Here is a 23,714-nt window from a genome sequence, read left to right on the forward strand (position 1 = left end):
GTGACCGGTTCCTGTGTCTCTTACCGGTTTTTTCTACACATGGGGGCGGCGGGGGCGCGCGTGTTTCCGGCCGGCCGCCCCCCCCCCCGGAACTCTGGTGTGAGCGCTGAAGCGCGCGTTTTCTCGGAGGGTTGTGCAGAGGGCACGAAGGGGCCTGCCGAGAACCTGTACCGAAGGGGGACAGGGTCACGCCGGGGGCATCACCGCTTGAATGCGTCCTTGGCCTTCTCGCCGGCTTCGCGTATGTCGCCCTTGGCGCGCTCCGCGCGGCCCTCCGCCGTCATCTGCTCATTGCCGACCGCGCGGCCGACTGTTTCCTTCACGGCGCCCTTGGCGCGCTCGGCCTTGCTGGAAGCCTTCTTGTCGGCGGTCATGGTCGCGCTCCTTTTCGGTCGAGCCGTTTCCTTGACAGTTCATCGCGTGCCCGTGCGCCCGGCCGGTAAACCGGCGGATTTCGCGAAAGCCGAATGACCGTGCCGACGTGCGACGCGCACCGTGGCCGAGGGCCGCGATTCGGCCGTTCCGCGCAGGGCACCCGGAATGCGCCATGTCGCGCCGCCACGCGGACCGGACGGCCGGGCCCGGGGCGCGCCAGTGGTCGGAGTAATGATTTCGCAGCGGTCGGAACAGGGGTGTACTCGGACGATGAACTGGTATCCGATGCGGCTGACCACGCCGGTCAAGGAGCATGTCTTCGGCGGCCGGGCCATCGCCGAGCGGCTCGGCCGGACCGGGCTGCCCGACGGCCCGGTGGCGGAGACATGGGAGGTCAGTGATGTCGAGGGCGAGCACTCGCATGTCCTGAACGGGGCGCTGGCCGGCCACACTCTGCGGGAGCTGGCCCGCGGCCATCCCGACGAGCTGGTCGGGCGCGGCTGGCGCGGCCCGCGCTTTCCGCTGCTGACCAAGTTCGTCGACGCGCACCGGCCCCTTCCGGTCCGTCTGCACCCCGACGACACGGCGGCCCGGGGGCGGGCGGGCGAGCCGAACGGCAGGACGGCGGCCTGGCACATCCTGTACGCGCCGCCCGGCACCACGGCGCTGGCCGGCGTGCGGCCCGGCGTGGACCACGACCGGCTGCGGCAGGCGCTGCTGGACCAGGACTTCGACGCCGTTCTGCGGCGGCTGCCCGTATGCGCCGGTCAGACGCTGTACGTACCGGGCGGCACGCCGCACAGCCTCGGCCCCGACACCGTCGTCTACGAGATCGGACAGACCTCCGGCCTGCACCAGCACGCGATGCGTCACCGGATGGAGGACGGCGCCCCGATCGGCGACGAGCAGTGGCGGGCCGGGGTCGAGGCGCTGCTGTACGCGTGGCGGCCGGAGCACCGTCCGGTCTTCCACCCCGGGCTGCGGCTGCCGACGGAGGGCGCGGTGGAGCGGTGGATGCTGTGTGCCGGGCCGTACTTCGCGCTGGAGAACTGGCGGGTACGGGCGCCGGGGGCCGCCGTACCGGCGTTCGAGACGTGTGTGGTGCTCAGCAACATCGGCGCCGCGACGGAGGTGACGTGCGGTGCGGTACGGGAGACCCTCGGCCCGGCCGAAACGCTCCTGCTGCCCGCCGCCTCGGTCTCCGGCGTCCGTATCCACGGCCCCGCCGACGTCCTGCTCGGCCACCTCCCCGACCTGGAACGCGATGTCCGCGCCCCGCTCCTCGCCGCGGGTCACTCCCCCGAGGCGATCGCCGCCCTGGGCGAGGGACTGGGGTAGCCGCGCGGTCGGCCCGGGCCCGTGCGGGCCGTCCCGCCGGCCGCCCCGACACGGCGGCGCGGTTCTTCCCGCCGTCCCCGGTCAGTGGCGGGCGGTGATGCGAAGGCCGAGGCGACGGGGCAGGTGGGCCAGCTGGAACGGGGGATGGCTGAGGTCGCTGCCGGGGGCGACGGTGAGTTCCCAGCGAGCGGCCGCGGTCGCGACGGTCAGCACCATCTCGACCATGGCGAACGTGTCGCCGATGCACTGGCGGGGACCGGCCCCGAAAGGGAGGAACGAACCGCGGGGCGGCGCGGGAACGCGCTCCCGGTCCCAACGGTCCGGGTCGAAGCGGTCGGGGTCGGGGAAGACGTCGGGGCGCAGCTGCACCGCCGGCGGGCTGAGGATCAGGGCGGCGCCGGCGGGGAGGTCGAGCCCGGCGAGATCGGCCGGGCAGGTCACGGTACGCGTGGTCATCCACCCCGCCGGGTGCATACGCATGGTCTCGTTCAGGAACCGGTGCGTGTAAGGGAGGTTCGGCAGGTCGTCGTAGTGGGCGGGCCGGCCAGCCAGGACGGCGTCGACTTCGGCGTGGAGGCGCTCGCGGACCTGCGGATACCGGTCCAGGCAGACCATGGCCCAGGTGAGGATGGGCGCGGAGTTGGTACCGCCCAGGAGCATGCTGAGCATCTCGGCATGGATCTCCTCGTTCGCCGTCCCGGCCTCCCCGTCGGCGTCCGTCTCTGCTCCGAGCAGCAGTTCCAGCAGGTCCGCGTCCTGCGCCGGGGCCCTGCGGTAGTCGGCGATGATGTGCTGCCCGGCCTGGCGGATCGCGCGTACGGCGTGCTGGTAGCGGCGGTTGCCGGGGGTCGGAAGGCGCCGCAGGAAGGACGGCGTGAGGATCTGCCGGGACAGTTCGTCGAACAGCACGACGGACGAGCGGCTGATCACCTCGGCCGCGGCCCGGTCGGCGCGGGCGGCGACGACCGTGCGGGCGGTGACGCGGTGGCTGAGAGCGTGGAAGACGGGGAAGGGATCCAGGATCTGCCCGTCGTGCCACGCGCCGGTCAGCTCGGTGATCTCCTCCCGCATGGTCCGGGCGTAGTCCGCGAGCCGGCCGGGGCGGAAGGCGGGCTGGATCAGGCGGCGCCGGCCGCGGTGTTCGGCGTGCGGGCAGGTGCCGACGCCGCTGACGAATTGCCGGACGTGGTCATAGATGGGGCCGCCCTTGTCGTAGACACGGTCGTTGGTCGACACGTGATGCAGCAGTTCAGGGTGGCACGGCACGTAATACGGCGTGGTACCGATCCTGATCCCGACGAGATCACCGTGGGTGTGCAGGGACCGCATGAACTCCATGGGCCGGTAGGCGAGCTGCCGGGCGTGGCCGATGAGAGGCAGTGCACCGGGGGCGGTGGCGGTGGTGAACGATGCTGTCGTCGCGCTCACGTGGTCGGGCTCCTGTACCTGTGGAGGCGGCTCATACGACCGGCTGCGCCGCCGGCGCGGGTTCCGCGCCGAGGGCCGAGGTCAGACGCTGCCACCAGGCTTCGAGTGGAGCGGCGGGGCGGGGGCCGGGGCCCGCGGGCGGTTCGGCGACGACGGCCATCGGGGGCAGGTCGCCGTAACGGGGGTTGTTGGCGTGCCACTGGATGGTGTTCGCGATGGTGTTGTCGAGATCCCGCAGGAACCGTTCGAGTGCCGGGCCCGCCCCGGCCGCCACTTGGCCGCGCAGGCGCAGGACGATGCCCATGGTGTGGTTCCAGACCTCGATGGCCTCCGCGGTCGCCCGGGAGACGTCCAGGTCGTGGTGGTCCATCAGAGCGGCGACGAGATTGTTGGCGCCGCCGCCGTCCTCGATGTCCTTGCCCAGCGAGCAGATGTCGTTGGCCCAGCCCAGGAGCAGTCCGGCGGACTCGCGCAGCGCGCCCACGGCGGGGTGGTCGTGCTCGTGCCCCGGGATCTCCATGTCGTTGTAGATCTCCAGGGCGGCACAGACGATCGGGGCCCCGCACAGCCAGCTGCGCAGGCTCAGGTGCTCGGCGAGCGGAACCGTGCGGCCCGTGATCCGGTACGCCGCCTCCAGGGGAATTCCCTGATGGTACGCGCGGTAGGCGGCGGCGAACCGGCTGTACTGCGTGTCGGTGGCGAAGGACCGGCAGTCCCGGATCATCTCCGCGAAGTGCCTGCCGAACGGCAGGTCGGCCCGCGCCGGGTCCGCGCCCGTCTCCAGCACCCGCTGGAGCGTGCAGCCCACCGCGACGGCCTCCTCCACGGTCGTGAGCGACTCGATCCAGTCGTCCACGGTGAAGCCGATCAGGAACCAGCGCCCGCCCCATTCCAGCCGCTCGGGCACCCCGTCCGGACTTGCGCAGGCCACGAACGCCCCGGAGTGGGTGGACCGGATGCGGGCGCGGGCGGTGGCGTCGACAGGGACCGGGCAGGTGTCGATCCACCGGTTGGGCCGGTCGTCGAACTCCAGCGCGTCCGGGCGCACGGCGATGGGCAGGGGGCAGTGGAAGGCGGGCAGGTCGATCACGGTTGCTCCAGTGCTTGCGGCGGGCCGGCCGGGGGCGGTCAGCGATCGCGGGTGGTGATCAGTTGGGCGAGTGAGGCCAGCTCGGCGGCCGGCACCGGATCGGGGCGGGCCGCGGCCAGGTGTTCCAGGGCGGAGTGGATGTGGCGCTCCGCCTCCCTGACGGTCCAGGTGCAGCCGTCCGCCTCCTCGACGAGCTCGGCGGCCTGCTGGACCTCGTCGGCCGTCAAGGGTTCGGAGCCGTTGCCGTAGAGGCGGGCGAGCGCCTTTCCCGCGGCGGTTCCGGAGGCCAGCGCGGCGGCGACGGGCAGGGACTTCTTGCGCCAGGTCAGGTCGGAGCCGACCGGCTTCCCGGTGCGTCGCGGGTCGCCCCGGATGCCCAGCAGATCGTCGGCCATCTGGTAGGCCAACCCCAGATGGGTGCCGAACTCACGGAGGTGATCCGTACGCTCGGCACCGGCGCCGCCGGCCAAGGCCCCCAGCTCGCACGCGGCCGCGGTGAGGGAGGCCGTCTTGGCAGCGGCGACCGCCGAGCACTCGGCGACCGACACATCCGGCCGTTGTTCGAGCAGGGTGTCGGCCCACTCCCCTTCGAGCAGCTGCTGCACCCAGTTGATCAGGCAGCGCATCCCCGCGGTGTCCAGCGGGGCCGGGGACGCGTTGAGGACCTGGACCGCCAGGAAGAACAGCGCGTCACCGGCCAGGATGCCCGCGGGACGCCCCTGGGTCGCCCACAGGGCGGGCCGCCCCCGCCGCATCTGGTCGCGATCGATGATGTCGTCGTGCAGCAGTGATCCGTTGTGGACCAGTTCCACCGCCACCGCGGCGGGCACCGCGGCGGGGCGGGCGCCCCCGACGGCGTCGCAGGCCAGCAGCACCAAGGCCGGCCGCACCGCTTTGCCCCCGCCTTCCCGGCCGACGAGCTCGTCGGTACTCGGCCAGTCGAAGTGCACTTCTGCCAGACTTCGAACCCGCTCGGGCAGCAGCCCGATCGCCGCCCGCATGGCCGGCCCCGTCTCCTTTCCCGCGTCCAGCAGCACTTGACCGGCATCACGCGCCGACTGCTCGACGGTTACTGGCGTCATCTCGCCTACCCCTTCAGTTCATGTGGCGCCGCCGCCCTTCCGCCATATCGCAGGGGCCACGGCTCAAACTCTCGCGCGGGCGGGAGCCCTGGCCAATGGCCGAGCACCGGCTGCGCACCGGTGGCCATTCAGCTGGAATTCCCGAGTAGATCTCGCGCGACCACACCACCGCAGATCGGGCCCAGGGGCACTACGAGACAGGCCATTCGTGTCCGCTGCCCGCGGTAATCCGGGAGGGCGCGGTCGCGGTGGACGGCTCGGATCGTGTCCCGGTCGCTCAGGCCTCTTCCCGTACCGGAAGGGCGGGAACGGCAGCCGGCTTCGTCCTCCTGGCGGAGAACCGGCGCATACAAGGGCGTTCGACGAGGGTGTAGAGCAGCAATGCGGCAGCAAACGCCACGGCGAGTGAGACGGTGGCGGTCCGGACCGGCCCCCAGGCGCCGCCGGAGTAGTGCAGGACGCAGAGGATCACCGGAAGGTGGATCAGGTAGAACCCGTACGACAGATCGCCGAGATACACCAGCGCCGGGGCCCGCAGCACGGACCTCCCGCCCCGGGTGTCCGCTGCCGCCGTGGCGAGGATCAGCAGGGCGACCGGGACCGCCGTCGCGGCGGTGAGCATGAAGAGCACGGGCAGCAGCATCGGTCCGACGAGCAGAGCCACGCCCAGCAGGCCGAGGGCGAAGACGACCCGGACGGCGGGCACCGATCCGCCGATGTGAATTCTGGCGAGGACCATGCCCAGAATGAATTCCGGCAGCCGGCTCAACGGGAACATGTACACCAGGGCGAACTGGAGCTCGGACATACCGACCGCCGCGAACCGGCTTCCCGGCGGCCCGTCGCCCAGGTTCAGCGAAATCAACAGCGGCGACAGCCACACGAGCGCCACCAGGCCGGCAGCCGCGGCAACGAGCCACTTTCCGGAAATCCGCGTGATCAGCGGAAAGAGCGCGGGGAACAGCAGATAGAACAAAAGGTCGCAGGTGAGCGACCAGGCAACCGAGTTGCCGGCGGCGGCGAATTCACGCAACGGAACGAGCGTGTTCACCAGCAGAGCGTTTGCCAGGTCACCGAATGCCGACACACTGGATCCCGGATTCATGTCGGCCCGGGGAATACCGAGCCCCCAGAAGAGCAGCATGATGATCGCCCAGGCGACCAGATGGCTGGGATAAACCCTGGCGAGGCGGCGGCGCCAGAACAACCGGGCCGTGTCCGAATCCCGCCGGGCGTACGTCAGCACAAATCCGCTGACAATGAAGAAGAACGAGACGCTGGTGGTGCCCACCAAAAAGAGCAGCGTGCTCGGCACCCTCCCACGGGCAACGGAGTCATACACCGCGACATGGCAGGTGAACACGGCAAGGGATGCGAACCACCTCAGCCCGGCGAGAGAGGGTAGCCGCGGGTAGGCGGCCGACGGCTGCGACATTTCGCTCCTCGGGGACACCGATGTCCGTATGAGGCGGTCGGGAGGGACAGAGGCCTGGGAATTCAAGTGTTCAGATCCCCTGCCGAACGCGCTGCGCGACTCGCGCGACGACTCACCGGTTCGGGCGCCTGTCGGTTACGCCGGATGCCGTGCCGCACCGCCCGGCAGCCGTGATCGCCCCTAATGTGACTCACGCCCCTCGTCCTCCTCCGAAGTCGCGCTGCCGCGTACACCGCCATGAACAGAAGGAGCCGGCGCTCATGTCCGCACCGACCATCGAATCACTGGCACCGACCACGGACTTCGCCAGCGATCCGTATTCGGCCTACGGGCTCCTGCGGGAACAGGGCCCGGTACACCGGGTCTCCATCGCCGAATACGGCGAGGTCTGGGCGATCGTGGGTTACGAGGAAGCGCGAGCCGCCCTGACCGATCCGCGGCTGAGCAGCGATCCGTCCCACTGTTCGCCCGAAAACAGCGGAGTGGGGGTCTTTTTCCGGGCCATGCATCAGATGGACCCGCCCGAGCACACCCGCATCCGCAAGCTGGTCGCCGCGGATTTCACCGCCCACCGTGTCAAAGCGATGCGGCCGCGCATCCAGGAGGTCACCGACGGACTTCTGGACAAGGTCCTGCCGCTCGGCCGGTCCGACCTCGTCGCGAGTCTCGCCCTGCCCCTGACGACGACGGTCATCTGCGAGCTTCTCGGTATCCCGGACGCCGACCGGGAGACCTTCCACGGCTGGGCGGCGGAGTGCGCCTGTCCGGCCGACGCACAAACGCGGATGGCCGCGGCCGGGTCCACCGCGGAGTACCTCACCGGGCTCGTCGACGCCAAGCTCCGGGACGGCTCGGGCGACGACCTGCTCAGCGCCCTGGCCCGTACGATGCTCGACGGGGGTGACCGGCTCTCGGCGGAGGAGCTGCTCAGCCTGGCCTTCCTCCTGTTCTTCGCCGGGCACGAGACCACCCTCCACCTCATCGCCAACGGTGTACTGGCCCTGCTGCGCCATCCCTGTCAGCTCGACGCGCTGCGCGCCGACTGGTCCCTGCTCGACGGCGCGATCGAGGAGCTCATGCGTTACGACGGCTCGGTGATGCACTCGCCCCTGCGCTACACGGCGGAACCCGTGGACTTCGCGGGCACCACCGTCCCCGCCGGGGAACAGGTGCTCGTCGTCCTCGCCGCGACGTCCCGCGACCCCCGGCGCTTCCTGGAACCGGACCGGTTCGACATCCGGCGCGACGCCCGGGGTCACCTCGGACTCAGCCATGGCGTGCACCACTGCCTCGGCGGTTCCCTCGCCCGCATGGAGACGTCGATCGCCCTCAGGTCCGTCTTCGAACGCTGTCCCCGCCTCGCCCTGGACACCGACCCGGCCGACCTCGTCTGGCATTCGAGGCCGGCGTGGCTCCGGGGACTGCGCAGCCTGCCCGTGCGCTACGGCTGAGCATCCGTCGGTGATCACTGGAGGGGTGACGGGCCCGGCCCCGTCACACACAGTTGCGCACCACGCCCCAGGCGAGCAGCAGCGCCGCGGCCGCCGCGCCCGCCCACACCGAGGTCAGGACGGGCGGGCGGCCCCGGACCGCGCGCAGCCAGGAGAGCAGGACCGGCGGCAGGGCGGCCACGAAGAGCGCGTTGTGCGCCAGGGCCGCGGCCATGTCGCCCCGGGTGAGGTCGCGCAGCGCCCGTAAGGTGCCGCAGCCGGGGCAGAGGAGGCCGGTCAGGGCGCGGAACGGGCAGCCGGGGTAGTGACCGGGCGCCTCGGGGTCGCGGAGGGCGACCAGCGCGGTCACGGCGGCGAACAGCAGGGCGCCGGACCAGGCCGCGAGCGTCCGGCGCCGGGCGGCGTGCGGTGGCGGCACGGTCAGTAGCCGCCTCCCGCAGCGCTGGAGATGATGACGATGAGCACGGCGAACAGGCCGACTCCCAGGCTGATGAACGTCCACAGCTTCGCCTTGCCCGACGCCTGCTCGGCGCCGGCCCAGTCACCCGAGCTGTACTTCGCGTTGGCCTGGGTGGCGAAGACGATGGCGGCGACGCCGGTGGGCAGGAAGCAGAAGAGCGTCACCAGGATCGCCGGTATCAGGTAGTTCTGGGGCGGCCTGGCGTACTGCTGCTGCCCGGGGGTGTACTGCGGCTGGTACTGCGGTGGCGGTGGTGGTCCGGTGGGTGGTGGCTGGGACTGGCGGTTCCAGGGGGTGTCGCCGCCCCAGTCCTCGCCGGGCGGGCCTTGCGGGTAGGCCATGACGGCCTCCTTCTCTGGACGGTTCGCCGGCCCGTACGGGCTGCCGGTGGTGTTCGGTCGTACGGTGGGCGGGGTCAGCCGGCGGGACCGGCGGCCTCGGCCCGTTCCTCGAAGCGGATCCAGGTCTGCTGCGCGTCCTGCCAGGCCCACCGGCCCGGCGCGGTGCCGGGGTCGAGCGCGAGGGCCTGCCGGTAGGCCGTGTCCGGGAGACCGTGGGTGAAGACGAACTGGGCGCGGGTGCGTACGCATTCGAAGACCACCCCGTCGGGGGCGTCCGCGGCGGGCTTGCGGCCGATCAGCCCGCGGACGAAGGCCCGCAGTCCCGAGTACGCGTCCTCGCCGACGCGGTCGAAGACCGCCCGCAGGAAGGGCTGCAGCGTGTGCCCGGCCAGCAGCACGAGCGCGTAGGTCTCCGGGCCGCGGCGCATCGGCGCGCGCCGGCAGACGGCCTGGACGCCGGTTTCGCGCAGCAGGTCGTCGGTGGCGTGCACCGCGTCGAGCGGGTAGGCGGCGGGCCAGAAGATCTCGATCTCGGTCATGGGGCCTCTTCGGGGTCCGGCCCGGTGGGGGCGGTGGCGCGGGGACGGATCTGTACGACGCCGTCGTCGGCCACGATCAGTACGGCGCCGTCCGGCCCGGTGAAGGCGACGCCGACCGGGCGCCCGGCCTGCTCGACGCGGTCCTGGGGCGTACCGTCGCGGTTCCAGCGGACCAGGACACCGTCGTCGCTCGCCGCCGCGAGCACGGTGCCGTCCGCCGCGAACGCCAACTCCCTTACGGCACCGCCCTGGTGGACGCGGTGCAGCAGCCGTCCGCTCCAGGACCACGCGCGGACCCGGCCGTCGGGGCTGCCGGTGGCGAGCCGGTCGGCGCAGACGGCGAGGGCGCAGACCGGCTGCGGGTGCGGCCACTGCCCGACGGTCCGCCCGTGCACGTCGATCCGGCGTACGGCGCCGTCGGCGGTGCCGGCCAGCAGATGCCGGTCGCCGGGCGCGAAGACCAGGCACGGCACCAGCGGCGCGGGGGCGACCCGCAGACTGCGTACCGTGCGGCCGTCGGCGTCGTGCACCTGGACCAGGTCGCCGCCCGCCGTGGCCAGCCAGCGGCCGTCGCCGCTGAAGGCCAGCGCGGCGATCTGCCCGGCGCGTCCCGGGAAGGACCGCGCGGGCACTTCCGTCTCGATGTCCCAGACGACCGTGGTGCCGCTCTCGTGAAGGGTGGCGACGTTGCGCGGCCAGGGGCTCCAGGCGAGGCGCAGGACCGGTCCGTGCCGGCGGAGGGCGCATTCCGCCAGCAGTTCCGGCGGGTCCAGCCGGAAGACCCGTAGCGCGCCGTCCGCGCAGACGGCGGCGAGCAGGCCGCGCGGGCCGAGGACGGCCTGGGAGCAGGGGCCGAGGCCGGGGAGCAGTCCGGGGGCGCGGGACCGGTCGGCGGGGCGCGGGGTGTAGACCGGGGGCGTATAGGAGGACGTCTCACCGGAGGCGGCGGATGCGGGCGGTGTGGTGGCAGGCGGTGGCGGGTCGGTGTGGGCGCCTCTGGTGGTGGGCGCGGCGGGTGGCGGGGTGGGCGGCTGGGCGCGGATGTAGCGCGCGAACTTGTCGCGGACACCGGCCATCCAGGGCTGTTCCCGGCCCGGCGGGTACGACGGGTACGCCGACGGGGACTGCGCGGCCGGGCCCGCGGCCGGGCCGTGGCCGGGCGGCCGCTGGGGTACGGTCCGCGCGGACGACACGTCCCCCACGTACCCTTCCGGCCCGGGGGGCGGCGGTGCGGTCCCCGCGGGCCGATCGGACGGGCCGGACGGGCCGGGTGCCCCGCCCTCCCCCGGCGTCTGCGCGCCCGTCCCCGCCCGCGGGTCCGTCTCCGGCACGACGAACAGCTGGGTCTCGTCGGAGCGCAGGAACAGCACCGGCGTGGCCCATTCCAGGCTGCCGGGCAGCGTCATCTTCACGCTCTCGCGGGCCAGCGTCATCGCCCGGTCGACCGGCAGCCCGCGGGCCATACCCGTGTAGAAGGACGACGCGAAGGCCAGCGCGGCCGGGTCGGTGATCTCGTACTGCATCGCCACCACCGCGGGCACCCCTTCCCGCATGATCTTCGCGGCGGTGCTGCTGAAGACGCCCTCGGCGCCGCTGGTCGCCGACTCGCAGGCGTTGAGGACGACCAGCCGCAGTTGCGGGCTGTCGTGCATCAGACGGCCGAGGTCCGTACCGGAGACCTGCATCGCGGTGCCGTCCTCGGCGGACAGTTCCAGGTAGCCGGCCTCGGTTTCCGGGTCGAAGCCGCCGTGGCCGACGAAGTGCAGGACGTGCGGGGCCCTGGTGCGGACCGCGTCGGCCAGTTCGCGCCAGCCGTCACCGTGCAGCCAGTCGACGGCGACGTCGGTGCTCAGCCGCTGCAACGCCTGGGTGATCTCGTCGCGTTCGCGTTCGCCCTGGAGCGCGGGCAGGTCGGTGGGCCGGGAGAGTATGCCGAGCACGCGCAGCGGCGGCGTCACACGCACCGGCGCCGGGGCACCCAGGAGCTGCGGGGAGCGTACGACGGGCACCCGCAGCCCGAGGTAGCTGTCCCGCGCGTACGGGTCGATCGCGAACTCCCAGGGGATGCCGGAGACCTGCGGGCCGTCGAGTCCGAGCACGACGCGCAGCGGCTCCTCCTGCCGTCTGGCGTGTTCGCGGCAGCGGTCGAAGAGCAGGCGGATGTCACCGGTCAGCACCGTGTCGGAGAGGCGCTCGCCGAAGTCCCGGACGTTCTTCTCCACCAGGGAGGCGCGGCGGGTGATGACCGGGCTGGCCGACCGGATGAGGGCCATTCTGACCTCGGAGAGCGCCAGCCGCAGCTCGTCGGGCGCGTACGGCGGGCGCACCTTGGCGCTGGCCCGGCCGAGCGGCGACGTACACATGATCACCCACTCGTCCCGGACCTCGAACACGTCCAGGCGGAACGGCAGTCCCCCCATACCGCTTCCTCCCCCGCGTCGTCACGCGTCTCTCGTCAGCGCCTCCAGAACGCGCCGCGTCTTGGTCTCCTGTTCCAGGTCCGGGTCCAGGTCCAGCTGCCGCATCAGGGCCAGCAGCGAGGCCCGGACGACCTCGGCGCCCTCCGGCTCCACCCGCTCGGAGATCTCCAGCCAGTCCAGCGGCGGCCCGTTGCGCGGGGTCAGCGTCCAGCGCTCCAGGGCCAGTTCGTGGTGGCGGCGGACGCCGCGCCAGCGCTGGGCGTGTACGGGCCCGTACACGGTCAGCTGCCGGAAGTCGACGGGCAGGTCCGCGCAGTCGGCCAGGAAGCGTTCCTGGGCGCGGGAGAAGGCGGTGCGCAGCGGGCGCTGCCCGGTGGTCACCGCGTCGATGTCGCGGCGGTCGCGGGTGCGGGTGAGCGAGGCGGAGAGCACCTGGCGCTCGCCCGCCCAGTCGCTCTCCAGGCGGAGTTCGTCGTCGCCGAGCCGGCGGAAGTCCAGCCAGTGGCCGGGAATCCGGGCCCGCCGGCAGGGCCGGAGTTTGGCCGTGGTGTCGCTCGGTTTGTCCTGGCGGGAGCGCAGGCGCAGGATCACCCCCGCCTCCAGCAGCGGGAGTTCGCCCGGGTGGCGGTGGCGGGGGCCTTCGCAGAAGAAGACCTGGCACCAGACGCCCCCGTCGTCCGGTGCCAGAGCCTTGGCGGCCACCTCCGCCCGCGCGTCGGAGAACGTGACCTTGATCTCGACCGAATCCAGTCGAGGACCGGGCCCTGCGGAGCCTGTCATGACGTGCCCCCCGTGTACTCCGTGTCCGCGCGTGATGCCACTCAACTCCTCTCTCCGCGCCGCCGCTTCGGGGATGTCCCCACATTGCCCGCGGAACGCCCGCAGCTCTTCAGAGGCGTACTTCGGGGGAGCATGATGGTCCCGGCGCCTTTGTACGGGCCGCACACCTGGCACCTGCGAGCGCCCAGGGGGCGACATGGACGGCAGGCAACGGACTTCCGGCTGGTCCCGGCTCCCCAGCCCGCCGCGCGCGGGCCTGGTGGGCCGCGGGCGCGAACGCCGCCTGATCGACGACCTGCTCGCGGCGGGGGCGGACGGAGGCGCGGCGCTGCTGCTGTGGGGCGAGCCCGGGGTGGGCAAGACGGCACTGCTGGAGTACGCCGCCGAGCAGGCCGGGGACGCCGCGCTGTGGGCACGGGGCATCGAGTCGGAGACGGTGCTGCCGTTCGCGGCCCTCGCCGACCTGTTGCTCCCGTTTGGTTCAGAATTCAGGGAACTCCCCGGGGTGCAGCGCGCGGCGCTGGAATCCTGTCTGGCCCTGTCGGGCGAACCGCTGGCCAACCCGTACGCGGCCTGCATGGGCGCGTTGAACGTGCTGGCCGCGCTCGGCGAGAAGCAGCCGGTGGCCGTCCTCGTGGACGATCTGCAATGGGTCGACCCGTCCTCTCAACGGGTGCTGCTGTTCGTCGCGCGGCGGGTGGCGGGCGAGCGGGTGGCGCTCGCGTTCACCTCGCGCGAGGAGCACGGCGAGCCGGGCGCGCCGCACAGCCTGCCGTCCGTAGAGGTCACCGGGCTGTCGCGGGGCGAGTGCGGGCAGTTGTTACGGCGGGAGGGGATCGAGGCGGCGCCGGCGGTGGTGGCGGACCTGGTGAAGATCAGTGGCGGCAATCCCCTCGCCCTGCTGGAGGCCGCCCACTCCCTCACCCCGGAACAGGTGCGCGGCGAGGAGCCGATGCACGACCCGCCGTCGCTGGGGCGGCATCTGGAACGGGCCTGGTCGGCGCGGATCGGCGCGCTCCCCGAAGCCACCCGGCAGGCGCTCACGGTGCTCGCGGCGCACCGGTCGACGGCGCTGTCCGGGCTGTGCGAGGCGCTGGGCGTGCTCGGCCTGTCGCTGGAGGCGCTGTGCCCGGCGGAGGAGGACGGCCTCGTGACGGCCACCGGCGGCGGGCTGGACTTCCGCCACCCGGTGCTGCGTCCGCTGGTGCTGGGGCGGGCGCCGCTGGCGCACCGGCTCGCGGCGTTCGGCGCCCTGGCGGAGGTCACCCGCGGGCCGCTGCACGCGTGGTACCGGGCGGCTGCCGCGACCGGCCCGGACGAGCGGGCCGCCGCCGCCCTGGCGGAGGCCGCGGAAGAGGCCCGCAGGCGCAGTGCGTTCGAGGAATCCGCGCTGGCCTGGCGGCGCGCCGCGGAACTCACCGAGGACCGGGCGGCGCGCGCGGATCTGCTGCACCGCGCCGCGTCCGACGCCTTCCTCGGCGGCTCGGCGTCCAGTTCGCAGTGGTGCGAGGAGGCGTTGCGTACGACGACGGATTCCGCCGTGCGTGCCGACATCGAGCTGCTGCTGGGCCGCATTCACACCTGGAACGGGGAGCCCGCCCGCGCCTACGAACTCCTCGTCGAGGCCGCGCGGAACATCCGCGGCGCCGACCCCGTACGGGCGTGTGTGCTGCTCGCGGAGGCGGTGGTGCCCGCCAGCATGGACGGCCGGGTGACCTCCGCGGTGTGCATAGCCGAGGACTCGTTCCGGCTGGCCTCCGAGTCGGGGCCGGACCGCTGGCTGAGCATGGCCCTGCTCGGGTCGGCGCTGACGCTCTCCGGGCAGATCGGCCGGGGCAAGGCCATGCTGGGCGACGCCGACGGTCACTGCACGGGCGATCCCGTACGCAACCAGCAGCTGTACGCGCTGGCCGGGCAGGCGTGGAACTGGGTAGAGGACCGGGACCGAAGTCGTCGGCTGCTCAACTCCGCCGTGGAGTCGGCCCGGCGGCACAGCGCGCCCGGCGTGCTGCCGTTCACCCTGGCGGTGCGCAGCGACCTGGAGGCCCGCGTCGGGCACTGGACCGCCGGGTACGGGGACGCCACCGAGGCGCTGCACTGGTCGCAGGAGCTGGGCCAGATCTCGTGCGTCGGCTACAGCCTGGCCTGCCTGGCGCGGCTGGACGCGCTGCGCGGCGACCGGGTGCGCTGCGAGGAGCAGGTGAGCCGGGCGCGGCGGGAGGTCGGCGGGTACGGCATCGGCTGCCTGGAGATGCACCTGACCGCCGCGCTGGGCCTGGCGGCGCTCGCGCACGGCGATCACTGCGCCGCCGCCGACCAGCTGGAGCAGAGCTTCGCGCTGCTCGCCGCGCAGGGGGTGGGCAATCCGCTGGTGGTGCCGTGCGCCGCCGACCTCGCCGAGGCGCACCTGCGGAGAGGCGACACGGCGCGGGCGGCGCAGGTGGCGGACTGGCTGGAGGAGCGGGCGCGGGCCACCGGGCTCGCGGCCCCGGAGGCCGCCGCCGCCCGCTGCCGGGGCCTGCTGGCCGCGTCGCACGAGGCGGCGCAGGCGGCGTTCGCCGCCGCGCGGGCCGCGCACCAGCGGGTCCGGGAGCCGTTCGAGCAGGCCCGTACGCTGCTGTGCGAGGCGGAGCTGCTGCGCCGCTACCGCCACCCCGCCGCCGCCCGCACGCCGCTCACGTCGGCGCTGGCCCTGTTCGAGAGCCTGGGCGCCGTGCCGTGGGCGCGGCGCGCCGCCGGGGAGCTGGCCGCCACCGGCGCCCCGCTGGCGGCGCCGGCCGCGCCGGACGGCGTCTGGGAACAGCTGACGCCGCAGGAGTTCCAGGTGGCCCGCGCGGTGGCCCGCGGTCTGAACAACACCGAGGCGGCGGTCTCCCTGTTCGTCTCCCGCAAGACCGTCGAGGCCCACCTCACCCGGGTCTACCGGAAGCTCGGTGTCCGCTCGCGGACCGAGCTCACCCGGCTGATGGCGTCCGGCGAACTGGTCGACTGACCGGCGCAAACCCTGCACGGCTGTCCGGAAGTCACCGGTCGGTCCAGTGACACTTACCACATGACAACAGTTCTGCCCGCATCCCGCGGGTACCGGCCGGCGGATCGGCTAGGTTCACACATGTCGAGGCACCGCCCGGGCAGCCGGGCGCCCCCGCTGCCTGCCCGCGGTGCCCCGGGAACGGCGCCTGCGAGGAGAGGAAGCGATGCACGAGCCAGTGGACCCGTCGGCGGCGGCGCCCGCCCCCGGCACGGCCGCCGCACCGTCGGACGCGGACGGCACACGGGACACCGGTCCGGGGAACGGCGCTCCGGAGGACGGCGGACAGGCCGAGATCGACCGGCTCCGCCGGGAGGTGCGGGACCTGCGCGGCAAGCTGCTCGCCCATCCGCTGATCTCGCAGGCGCAGGGCCTGCTCCAGGAGCGCTACCGGCTGCCGGACGCGCAGACCGCGTTCGAGCTGATGAAGCGCTGTTCACAGCAGCACAACCTGAAACTGCGGTCCCTGGCGTCCGCCGTGGTCTCCGTCCCCCGCCCGGACGACGAGCGGGGCCCGTGGTTCCCGGGCCGGGCCGGCCGGACGCCGCCCCCGCTGCCCTTTCTGCCCGGCCACCGGCCGGACACGGTCAACCGCGGCACGGTCCTCAAGCGGGTGCTGCACCAGGCGCTCGTGTACACCGACGCCGGGATGGGCGACCTGCAGTCCGCCGAACCGTCGACGGGGCTGCGGATGGAGCACCACCACGGCCTCAGCCGGGAGTTCCGGGACTTCTTCGCGCTGGTCGACGCCGAGAACACCACCTGCGCCCTCGCCGCCCGGCGTCAGGTCAGCGTCACCTCCGACATAGCCACCGACCCGGTGTTCACCGAACCGGCCCGGCAGATGATCCTCTCGACGGGCAGCCGCACCGCGCACAGCACGCCGATGGTCGCCGCCTCGGGCCGTACCGTCGGGGTGTTCTCCGTCCACCTGCCGCGTGCGCGGCAGACCCTGACCCGCTCCCAGACCACCGCCCTGGAAACGATGGCCGCGCAGGCCGGGCGGTGGCTGGAATGGCACCGGCAGACGGTCCTGCTGAACGCCCTGGAGGACCTCCACCACCGCGGCAGGGCCCTGCGGGCCGATCCGTCGCGGCGGCTCACGGACTGACGTACAGGCGCGCGGCAGGGCGGCCCCGGCCGGTCAGAGACAGACGGCGCCGCCCTCCGCCACGCCGTGCTCGACGAGCATCGCGCTCCACGCCGCCGCCGGGCTCATGTTGAGGACGACGGCCAGTCCGCCTTCGGGCAGCTGGCCGCGGTCCACGGCGGTGGCGAGGTTGAGCAGGGCGTCGTTGGGGCCGAGATGGCCGTTGTCCCGCAGGTTGTCGGCGCACGCGTCGGAGAGTTCGACGTCCAGCGACTCGGCGACGATCCGGTGCGCGGCGGTGGACAGGTTCTGCCCGACGTAGCAGGAGACCGCGTCCCGCTCCACGGCGTTGCGCTCCAGGAGGCGGCGGGTCAGCGCCGCGATCCGCTTCCTGGACTCCACCGCGAGCCGGAAGGCGTACGTGGGGACGTCGGTGCACTCCTCGCGCCACCGGTCCGGTTCCCGGCCCCGGTAGTCGACCTGGAACAGGTTCCAGAACTCGCCACTGGTCTCCAGGAGGATGTCGCGGACGCGCAGCGGCCCGTCCCGGGACACCAGGACCGCCTGGCCGCTGTCGCCGTTGACGGTCACCGGGTGCCGGTAGCGGCGGGAGGTGACCGGTTTGCTGCCGTGTACGACGAGGATGTGGTCGGCGGACGGGTCGGTGGCGAGCCGCCCGGCCGCGGCGAGCAGCGCGGGCACCACCGAGGCGCAGCCCAGGCCGCCCACCGTGAACGCCCAGGCCCGGTCCGCGCCGAGCAGCGCCTGCAGCCGGGTCGCCTCGGAGGTGGAGAACGCCTCGGGTGCCCGGGGCTCGATCATGATCAGGCCGTCCAGCCGGTCCGGGGCCAGCCCCGCGGCGGCGAGCGCCTGCCGTCCGGCCCGTGCCGCCAGGTCCACCGCGGACAGGCCGTCGCCGACGGCCACCCGCTCGATGCCGAGTGCCAGGCAGGCCGCCCGTTCCGGGCCGTCCAGCGCGGCCAGTTCCGGCAGGGCGGCCAGGGTGGCCCGGCCCGGCAGGTGGGTGGCGGTGGCGCGCAGGGCGATGCTCATTCCCCGATCCCCGCTTCCAGCTGCTCGATCTGCTGCTGGCTCAGCGCGACCAGCGGGAAGTCCGAGGGCACGTGCCCGCCCGCGTCGGGCCGGTCCGCGTACACCGTCAGGCCGGTCAGCAGCGCCGCCCAGCTCCGGCACAGTTCGCGGGCCCCGCTCTCGTCGGTCAGAGCGCGCGAGCACGCCAGGGCCAGGTGCAGCTCCGGCCCGTCCGGCCCGCCGACGACCGCCCCGGACGCCTCCACGGCATGGCCGGGAGGCGTGGTCTCCGCGCCTTCGCCGCCCATGCCGGCCGGCCGCCAGCCGCCGGCCGCGCCGTCCGGCGGCGCGCCGTCCGGGCCGGGGCCGCCGATGAGTCCGCCGAGGTAGTTGAAGCCGATCGACGGGGTGGGCAGCGCGGCCAGTGTGCTGCCGCTGCCGGGGGCGAGGTAGCGCAGGGCTCCGTAGCCCAGGCCGTTGCCGGGGACGACGCCGAGCTGTTCCTTGATCCGCTTGATGAGCTGTCCGGCGGCGGGCCCGCCGGCCCGCACCTCCGCGAGGTCGACCGCGCCGGGGTCCAGCCGTACGGGGTAGGCGCAGGTGAACCAGCCCACCGTGCGGGACAGGTCCATGTCGTCGGTGAGCGGCTCCCGGCCGTGGCCCTCCACGTCCACCAGCACCGGCCCGGGGTCCGCGCCGCGCGCCGTACGCCATTCGGCCACCGCCGAGGCCAGGGTGGCGAGCAGGAGGTCGCCGGTCCCGGCGTAGAAGGCCGCGGGGACGGCCGTGAGCAGTCCGGCGGTCACCGGCGCCGACAGCGGTACGGACACCCGCCCGGCGTGCGGGAGGCCGTCGCGCCCGGAGACGACGGGCTGCCCGCCGAGCGGCGGCTCACCGGGGGCGAGGATGCGCTGCCACACCGGGATTTCGGCCTGCCATGCAGGGGTGCCGGCGAACTCGGCCAGGGTCCGTGCCCACCGGCCGAAGGAGGTCGCCACCGGCGGCAGCGCCGGGGGCTTCCCCGCGGCGAGCGCGTCGTACGCCGCTTCGAGGTCGCTCAGCAGGGCGTTCCAGGACAGTACGTCGGTCGCGAGATGGTGGGCGGCGAGCAGCAGCCTGCCGTCCTCGGCGGTCCCCCGGTCCAGCAGGACGAGCTGGGTCATGACGCCGGCCCGCGGGTCGATCCGTCCGTAGGCCGCCCGGCTCTCCCGCTCCGCGAGGCCGGCCAGTCGCCGCTGGTCCAGGCCCGCGGCGTCGACCCGGCGCACCTCGGCGCCGGTGCCGTCCGGGGCGGGCTCCGGCACCGTCAGCGACCAGGTGGCGGGGGCGGTGCCCGCCTCGCCCGTCAGCCGGGCCCGGAGCATGTCGTGACGGGCCAGCACCGCCCGGAAGGCGCCCGTCAGTGCGGTGTGGTCGAGGCCGCCGGGGACGGCCAGGGTCACCGACTGGGTGAACCGGGCCGGGATGCCCGTCCGTTCGGCGAATTCGCGCATCACCGGGGTCAGCGGGACGGTGCGGTCCGCGCCGTCGTCCGCCGTGGAGCGGCGCGGGGCGGCCCCGGCCACCGCCGCGATCGCCGCGGCCGTCCGCCGCTCGAAGACGTCGCGCTGCGCGATCATCACGCCGGCCCGGCGGGCGCGGGCCACCAGCTGGATGGACATCACCGAGTCCCCGCCGATGGCGAAGAAGTCGTCGTCGGCGTCGACCCGGTCCGCGCCGACCAGCTCGCCGAACAGCTTCCGCAGGATGGCCTGCGCGTCGCGGGGCGCCTCGGCGGTGGGGGCGGGCGCGGGTGCTGCGGTTGCGGCGGCTTCGGGCTTCGGGGACGGTACGGGCAGGGGTGCGGATGCGGGCACGGGAGGCGTCTCGGCGACGGGCGCGGGTACGGGCTCCGGAGCGGGTGCGGGCGCTGCCACCGGCCGCCGCGGCCGCCCGAGTTCGCCGATCGGCCGGCCCGGGTCCGCCACGGCCGCCGCGACCAGCTCGGGGAACCACGTCACGAGGCGGTCGGCGGTGGCCCGGTCGAAGAGGGCGGTCGCGTAGTCGAGTTCGCCCCTCATCGGGCCGCTCCCGCCGTCCACGATCCCGAAGGACATGTCGAACTTGGCGGTGCCGGGCACCACACCGCCGACGTCGGTGTCCGCGTAGCGGGTGATCTCCACCCCGGCCATGCCGCCCTCGTACTGCGGCACGTTCTGGTAGGTGTACGTCACGTCGTACAGCGGGTGCCGGGCGAGGTCGCGCCGGGCGCCGCCCGCCGTGACGATCTGGCTGACCGGGATCTCCTCGTGGTCCAGGACGCCCGCGACGGTGCCCGCGCACCGCCGGACCAGCTCGTCGAAGGACAGGCCGGCCGTGGTGTCGGTGCGGAACGGCGGGAGGTTGTTGAAGTAGCCGATGACGTTCTCCACGTCGGGGTGGACGCGGCCGGAGGTGGCGACGCCGATGACGATGTCGCGGTGGCCCGACCACAGGTGGACCAGCGCGTCGAGCACGGCGAGCATGGTGACGAAGGTCGTGACCCCGTGGTGGCGGCTGTACTCCCGTACCCGTCCGGCGGTCGCGGCGTCGACGAGGAAGGGGAGCACCTCGCCCTCGTACGACTGCACGTCCGGGCGCGGGTGGTCCAGCGGCAGTTCCGGGCGGCTGAGGCCCGCCAGTTCCCGGCGCCAGAACTCCAGGCCGCGCTGCCACCGCCGGCCGGCCGGCAGGGCGCGCTGCCAGGCGGCGTAGTCCTGGTACTGGACGGGCAGTTCGGGCAGCCGCGCCGGGGTGCCGGTGCTGCGCGCCCGGTAGAACTCGGCGAGGTCGCGGGAGAACAGCGCGGTGTACCCGCCGTCGAAGATGCTGTGGTGGAAGTTGAGGACGAGGACGTGGTCCTCCTCTGCCCGCTTGATCAGCAGGACCCGGAGCAGGGTGTCCCGGGTGAGGTCGAAGGGCTGCGCGACCGCGTCGCGGATGAGGGTACGGACCCGTGGCCCGCGCTTCTCCCGCGGCAGCCGGCTGACGTCCAGGACGGCCAGGAGGGGTTCGGGCGCGGTGAACACCACGTACGGGGCGCTGTTCTCGTCGGTCAGGAAGGCGCTGCGCAGCACCTCGTGCCGCGCGGCCATGTCGGTCAGCGCGTCCTGGAGGGCGGCCGGGTCCAGCGGGCCGGTGAGGTGCATCGGCGCGGGGACGTTGTAGAGCGGGCTGCCCGGGTTGACCTGGTCGAGGTACCACAGGGGCTCCTGGCCGAACGACAGCGGCAGCGGGCCGTCGCGCCCGATCCGGGTGATCGGCCGGTCGGCCGGGGCGGGGGTGCGTTCCCCGGCATCTCCGGGACCGCCGGCTTCCCCGACCGCACCGTCTGCACGGTCCGCTCCACCCGCACCGGCTTCCGCGGCCTCCGTGGTTAGTTCGAGCACCCGTCCGGCGAGTGTACGGACCGTGGAGTGGGCGTAGAGGTCGGCGAACGTGACCTCCACACCGAAGTCCTGCTGGAGGCGGCGGAGCAGGCCGACGCCCACGAGTGAGGTGCCGCCGAGCATGAAGTAGTCCGAGTCGGGCCCGGCGTCGGGCCGGTCGAGCAGGTCCGCCCACACCTCGGCGACGCGCCGTTCGGTCTCCGCGAGGCCGGTGGGCTGCGCGGCGCCCGGCCCGGAGGGCCCGGATGTGGCGGACGGGTCCCGGCCGTTGGCGGGCCGCGCCGTGCGCGGGCGGCCGAACCGGCACGGGGTCGGCTCGAAGGGGTACGTCGGTGCCTCGATGCGGCGGACCGTGGTGTCGCGGTAATAGCGCTCCCAGTCGACGGCCGCGCCGAGCGCGTAAAGGCGGCCGAGGCGTTCCAGGACGCCGCCCCGGGTGCCGTCCCCGGCGAGGTCCACCACGGGCAGTTCCGGTGCCAGGCCGCCGATCTCGCGCGCGAGGACGCCGCCCGCGCCCAGCTCCACGAGCAGGGCTCCGTCGCGGGCCAGCCCGGCCACCACCGGCTCCAGCCGCGCCCGGTCGGGCGCCGCGGGCAGCTGCCGCCCGGCCGCCTCGGCGACGGCCTCGGCGAGTGTGAGCCTGCCCCGGACCGCGCGTACGGCCAGGTTGCCCGCTCCGGAGCCGATCACGCTGATGTCCGCCAGCCCCAGCGATTCGGCCACCCGGTAGAGCGCGTACTGCCGTACGACGGTCCGGGCGGCCCGGTCCGCGGCCGCGGCGTCCAGCTCCTCGCACTCGGCGGGGACGGGGAACTGCGCGCGCAGCCGCGCCCAGACCTCGTCGTCCGGGAGCGCGTCCCCGGAGAACAGCAGGACCGGCCGCGGCGCTTCGGCCGCAGGCGCTTCGGGAACGGCCGCCGCCCGCAGCCGCTCGGCCAGTTCGCGGGTCGTCCCGGCGGTCACCGCGAGCCGGTACGGGTGGTCGTCGCGGCCCCGGTTCAGGGCGTGCGCGACGGCCCCCAGGGACTGGTCGGTGCGCTCGGCGAAGTCGGCGAGCCGGGTGCGGTAGCGGTCCAGGGCGCCGGACGTCTTCGCCGACACCGTGACCAGTTCCGCGCCGGGCACGGCGGCTCCCGGGGCCGGGGCGGCGGGCGCCTGTTCCAGTACGGCGTGCACGTTGGTGCCGGTCATGCCCCAGCTGCTGAGCCCGGCTCGGCGCACGGCGCGCGCGTCCGGCTCCCAGGAGCGCCGCTTGTCGTTGACGTACACCGGCCCGTCGAAGTCGATCAGCGGGTTGGGGACGGTGAAGTTGACGGCCGGGTAGTGGGTGCCGTGGCGCAGCGCCGCCATGACCTTGAACAGGCCGGCGATGCCCGCCGCGTTGCCGAGGTGCCCGATGTTGGCCTTGACGGAGCCGATCGCGCACTGCCGGCCGGCCACGCCCGCCGCCGCGAACGCCCGGCGCAGCGCGTCCACCTCGACGACGTCGCCGAGCGGTGTGCCCGAGCCGTGGCATTCGACGTAGCCGATCGTACGGGCCTCGACTCCGCCGTCCCGCCAGGCCCCGGTCAGCACGTCCGCCTGGGCGACCTGGCTGGGCGCGGCCATGGTGGCGGCGCGGTAGCCGTTGTGGTTGACGGCGACGCCCTTCAGTACGGCCAGCACGTTGTCGCCGTCGGCCAGGGCCCCGGACAGCGGCTTGAGCACGACGATGCCGCCGCCCTCCCCCGCGGTCATCCCGTTGGCACCGGCGTCGAAGGGGCGGCAGCGCTCGTCGCTGGACTCCAGGCCCGGCAGCGGAGTCCAGTCGGCCCGCAGGACCGGCGGGGGCAGGAGGTTGACGCCGCCGACGATCGCCAGCGGCGCCTCGCCGTTGCGCAGCTGGCGGACCGCGAGGCTCAGCGCGGTCAGTCCGCTGCTGCACGCGGTGTCCACCACGAGGGCGGGGCCTTGCAGGTCGAAGAGGTAGCTGAGGCGGGCGGCGAGCGCGGCGGTCGAGGTGCCGAGCAGTCCCACCACGTCCCGGTCGGCCTCCGCCCTCTCGTCCGGTCCGGTCTCCACGGCGGCGAGCAGTACCGAGGCGGCCGAGCCGCGCAGGGTGGCCGGGGCGTATCCGGCGGATTCGATGGCCTGGTGGGTGAGCTGGAGCAGCAGCCGCTGGTGCGGGTCCATCAGTTCGGCCTCGCGCCGGGGGATGCCGAAGAGTTCGTGGTCGAACAGGTCGACGCGGTCCAGGTATCCCATGGCGAGGTAGCGTTCGCCGGGGTCGTCGCCGGGCCGCAGGCGCCCGGGTCCCGGCCCGCCGACGCTGTCGCGGCCGGCGCACAGGTTGTCGTGGAACGTCTCCAGGTCCGCCGCGTCGGGAAAGATCCCGGCAGCCCCGATGATCGCGACGTCACCCGTCCTCATGTCTCT

The 23,714-nt window shown here is 73.8% G+C and carries 16 protein-coding genes; 4 read left to right on the plus strand and 12 right to left on the minus strand.

What is annotated here, in order from left to right:
* Positions 1–200: 200 nt before the first annotated feature.
* Positions 201–374 (minus strand): CsbD family protein, encoded by a 174-nt coding sequence (locus ACFV57_RS29130; RefSeq protein WP_385238324.1) that lies wholly within the window; start codon positions 372–374, stop codon positions 201–203.
* 271 nt (positions 375–645) lie between these two features.
* Here ACFV57_RS29130 and ACFV57_RS29135 point away from each other — a divergent pair, with 271 nt between their 5' ends.
* A complete protein-coding gene (locus ACFV57_RS29135; RefSeq protein ID WP_385238325.1) occupies positions 646–1,713 on the plus strand; it encodes a type I phosphomannose isomerase catalytic subunit in 1,068 nt (355 codons plus the stop codon).
* Positions 1,714–1,794: 81 nt separating this feature from the next.
* On the opposite strand, the gene ACFV57_RS29140 is transcribed toward ACFV57_RS29135, so the two are convergent.
* From ACFV57_RS29140 to ACFV57_RS29155, 4 genes are all read right to left on the minus strand, one after another.
* On the minus strand, positions 1,795–3,141 hold the full coding sequence (locus ACFV57_RS29140) for a cytochrome P450 (RefSeq protein ID WP_385238327.1): 1,347 nt from the start codon (positions 3,139–3,141) through the stop codon (positions 1,795–1,797).
* A 31-nt stretch (positions 3,142–3,172) separates the two neighbouring features.
* Positions 3,173–4,231 (minus strand): hypothetical protein, encoded by a 1,059-nt coding sequence (locus tag ACFV57_RS29145; RefSeq protein WP_385238328.1) that lies wholly within the window; start codon positions 4,229–4,231, stop codon positions 3,173–3,175.
* 38 nt (positions 4,232–4,269) lie between these two features.
* Positions 4,270–5,313, minus strand: coding sequence for a polyprenyl synthetase family protein (locus ACFV57_RS29150; RefSeq protein WP_385238330.1), 1,044 nt, complete (start codon positions 5,311–5,313; stop codon positions 4,270–4,272).
* A 277-nt stretch (positions 5,314–5,590) separates the two neighbouring features.
* Positions 5,591–6,748: an acyltransferase family protein gene (locus ACFV57_RS29155; protein ID WP_385238331.1), complete on the minus strand. Its 1,158-nt coding sequence runs from the start codon at positions 6,746–6,748 to the stop codon at positions 5,591–5,593.
* A gap of 260 nt (positions 6,749–7,008) precedes the next feature.
* Here ACFV57_RS29155 and ACFV57_RS29160 point away from each other — a divergent pair, with 260 nt between their 5' ends.
* Complete coding sequence (locus ACFV57_RS29160) at positions 7,009–8,199, plus strand: cytochrome P450 (protein WP_385238332.1); 1,191 nt, start codon at positions 7,009–7,011, stop codon at positions 8,197–8,199.
* 43 nt (positions 8,200–8,242) lie between these two features.
* Here the strand turns inward: ACFV57_RS29160 and ACFV57_RS29165 are convergent, their stop codons facing one another.
* The 5 genes from ACFV57_RS29165 to ACFV57_RS29185 all read right to left on the minus strand — a co-directional run bounded on the left by ACFV57_RS29165 (position 8,243) and on the right by ACFV57_RS29185 (position 12,739).
* Positions 8,243–8,617, minus strand: a complete 375-nt coding sequence (locus tag ACFV57_RS29165; RefSeq protein WP_385238334.1) for a DUF2752 domain-containing protein — start codon at positions 8,615–8,617, stop codon at positions 8,243–8,245.
* Between the two features lie 2 nt (positions 8,618–8,619).
* Complete coding sequence (locus ACFV57_RS29170; protein WP_385238335.1) at positions 8,620–9,000, minus strand: CD225/dispanin family protein; 381 nt, start codon at positions 8,998–9,000, stop codon at positions 8,620–8,622.
* 74 nt (positions 9,001–9,074) lie between these two features.
* Positions 9,075–9,539 carry a hypothetical protein gene (locus tag ACFV57_RS29175; RefSeq protein ID WP_385238337.1) on the minus strand — a complete coding sequence of 155 codons (465 nt, stop codon included), beginning with the start codon at positions 9,537–9,539 and terminating at the stop codon, positions 9,075–9,077.
* Positions 9,536–11,959 carry a CHAT domain-containing protein gene (locus tag ACFV57_RS29180; RefSeq protein WP_385238338.1) on the minus strand — a complete coding sequence of 808 codons (2,424 nt, stop codon included), beginning with the start codon at positions 11,957–11,959 and terminating at the stop codon, positions 9,536–9,538. Before ACFV57_RS29180 ends, ACFV57_RS29175 begins: the two co-directional genes overlap by 4 nt.
* Positions 11,960–11,980: 21 nt before the next feature.
* Complete coding sequence (locus tag ACFV57_RS29185; RefSeq protein WP_385238340.1) at positions 11,981–12,739, minus strand: hypothetical protein; 759 nt, start codon at positions 12,737–12,739, stop codon at positions 11,981–11,983.
* Between the two features lie 196 nt (positions 12,740–12,935).
* Between ACFV57_RS29185 and ACFV57_RS29190 the strand changes: the two genes are divergently transcribed.
* Together ACFV57_RS29190 and ACFV57_RS29195 are read left to right on the plus strand one after the other, a co-directional pair.
* Entirely contained in the window at positions 12,936–15,731 is a 2,796-nt protein-coding gene (locus ACFV57_RS29190) for an AAA family ATPase (RefSeq protein WP_385238341.1), read from the plus strand.
* Positions 15,732–15,936: 205 nt separating this feature from the next.
* Complete coding sequence (locus tag ACFV57_RS29195; RefSeq protein ID WP_385238343.1) at positions 15,937–16,881, plus strand: ANTAR domain-containing protein; 945 nt, start codon at positions 15,937–15,939, stop codon at positions 16,879–16,881.
* Between the two features lie 33 nt (positions 16,882–16,914).
* Here ACFV57_RS29195 and ACFV57_RS29200 read toward each other — a convergent pair whose 3' ends face one another.
* Complete coding sequence (locus ACFV57_RS29200) at positions 16,915–17,913, minus strand: 3-oxoacyl-ACP synthase (RefSeq protein WP_385238344.1); 999 nt, start codon at positions 17,911–17,913, stop codon at positions 16,915–16,917.
* Positions 17,910–23,708 (minus strand): condensation domain-containing protein, encoded by a 5,799-nt coding sequence (locus ACFV57_RS29205; RefSeq protein ID WP_385238345.1) that lies wholly within the window; start codon positions 23,706–23,708, stop codon positions 17,910–17,912. Before ACFV57_RS29205 ends, ACFV57_RS29200 begins: the two co-directional genes overlap by 4 nt.
* Positions 23,709–23,714 lie beyond the last annotated feature (6 nt).

Source organism: Streptomyces sp. NPDC059788 (genome assembly GCF_042732265.1).
GTDB lineage: Bacteria > Actinomycetota > Actinomycetes > Streptomycetales > Streptomycetaceae > Streptomyces.

Coding starts and splice junctions, on each gene's coding strand:
- ACFV57_RS29130 (WP_385238324.1), bottom strand. CDS start 374: ATGACCGCCGACAAGAAGGCTTCCAGCAAGGCCGAGCGCGCCAAGGGC.
- ACFV57_RS29135 (WP_385238325.1), top strand. CDS start 646: ATGAACTGGTATCCGATGCGGCTGACCACGCCGGTCAAGGAGCATGTC.
- ACFV57_RS29150 (WP_385238330.1), bottom strand. CDS start 5,313: ATGACGCCAGTAACCGTCGAGCAGTCGGCGCGTGATGCCGGTCAAGTG.
- ACFV57_RS29155 (WP_385238331.1), bottom strand. CDS start 6,748: ATGTCGCAGCCGTCGGCCGCCTACCCGCGGCTACCCTCTCTCGCCGGG.
- ACFV57_RS29160 (WP_385238332.1), top strand. CDS start 7,009: ATGTCCGCACCGACCATCGAATCACTGGCACCGACCACGGACTTCGCC.
- ACFV57_RS29170 (WP_385238335.1), bottom strand. CDS start 9,000: ATGGCCTACCCGCAAGGCCCGCCCGGCGAGGACTGGGGCGGCGACACC.
- ACFV57_RS29175 (WP_385238337.1), bottom strand. CDS start 9,539: ATGACCGAGATCGAGATCTTCTGGCCCGCCGCCTACCCGCTCGACGCG.
- ACFV57_RS29180 (WP_385238338.1), bottom strand. CDS start 11,959: ATGGGGGGACTGCCGTTCCGCCTGGACGTGTTCGAGGTCCGGGACGAG.
- ACFV57_RS29185 (WP_385238340.1), bottom strand. CDS start 12,739: ATGACAGGCTCCGCAGGGCCCGGTCCTCGACTGGATTCGGTCGAGATC.
- ACFV57_RS29190 (WP_385238341.1), top strand. CDS start 12,936: ATGGACGGCAGGCAACGGACTTCCGGCTGGTCCCGGCTCCCCAGCCCG.
- ACFV57_RS29195 (WP_385238343.1), top strand. CDS start 15,937: ATGCACGAGCCAGTGGACCCGTCGGCGGCGGCGCCCGCCCCCGGCACG.
- ACFV57_RS29200 (WP_385238344.1), bottom strand. CDS start 17,913: ATGAGCATCGCCCTGCGCGCCACCGCCACCCACCTGCCGGGCCGGGCC.
- ACFV57_RS29205 (WP_385238345.1), bottom strand. CDS start 23,708: ATGAGGACGGGTGACGTCGCGATCATCGGGGCTGCCGGGATCTTTCCC.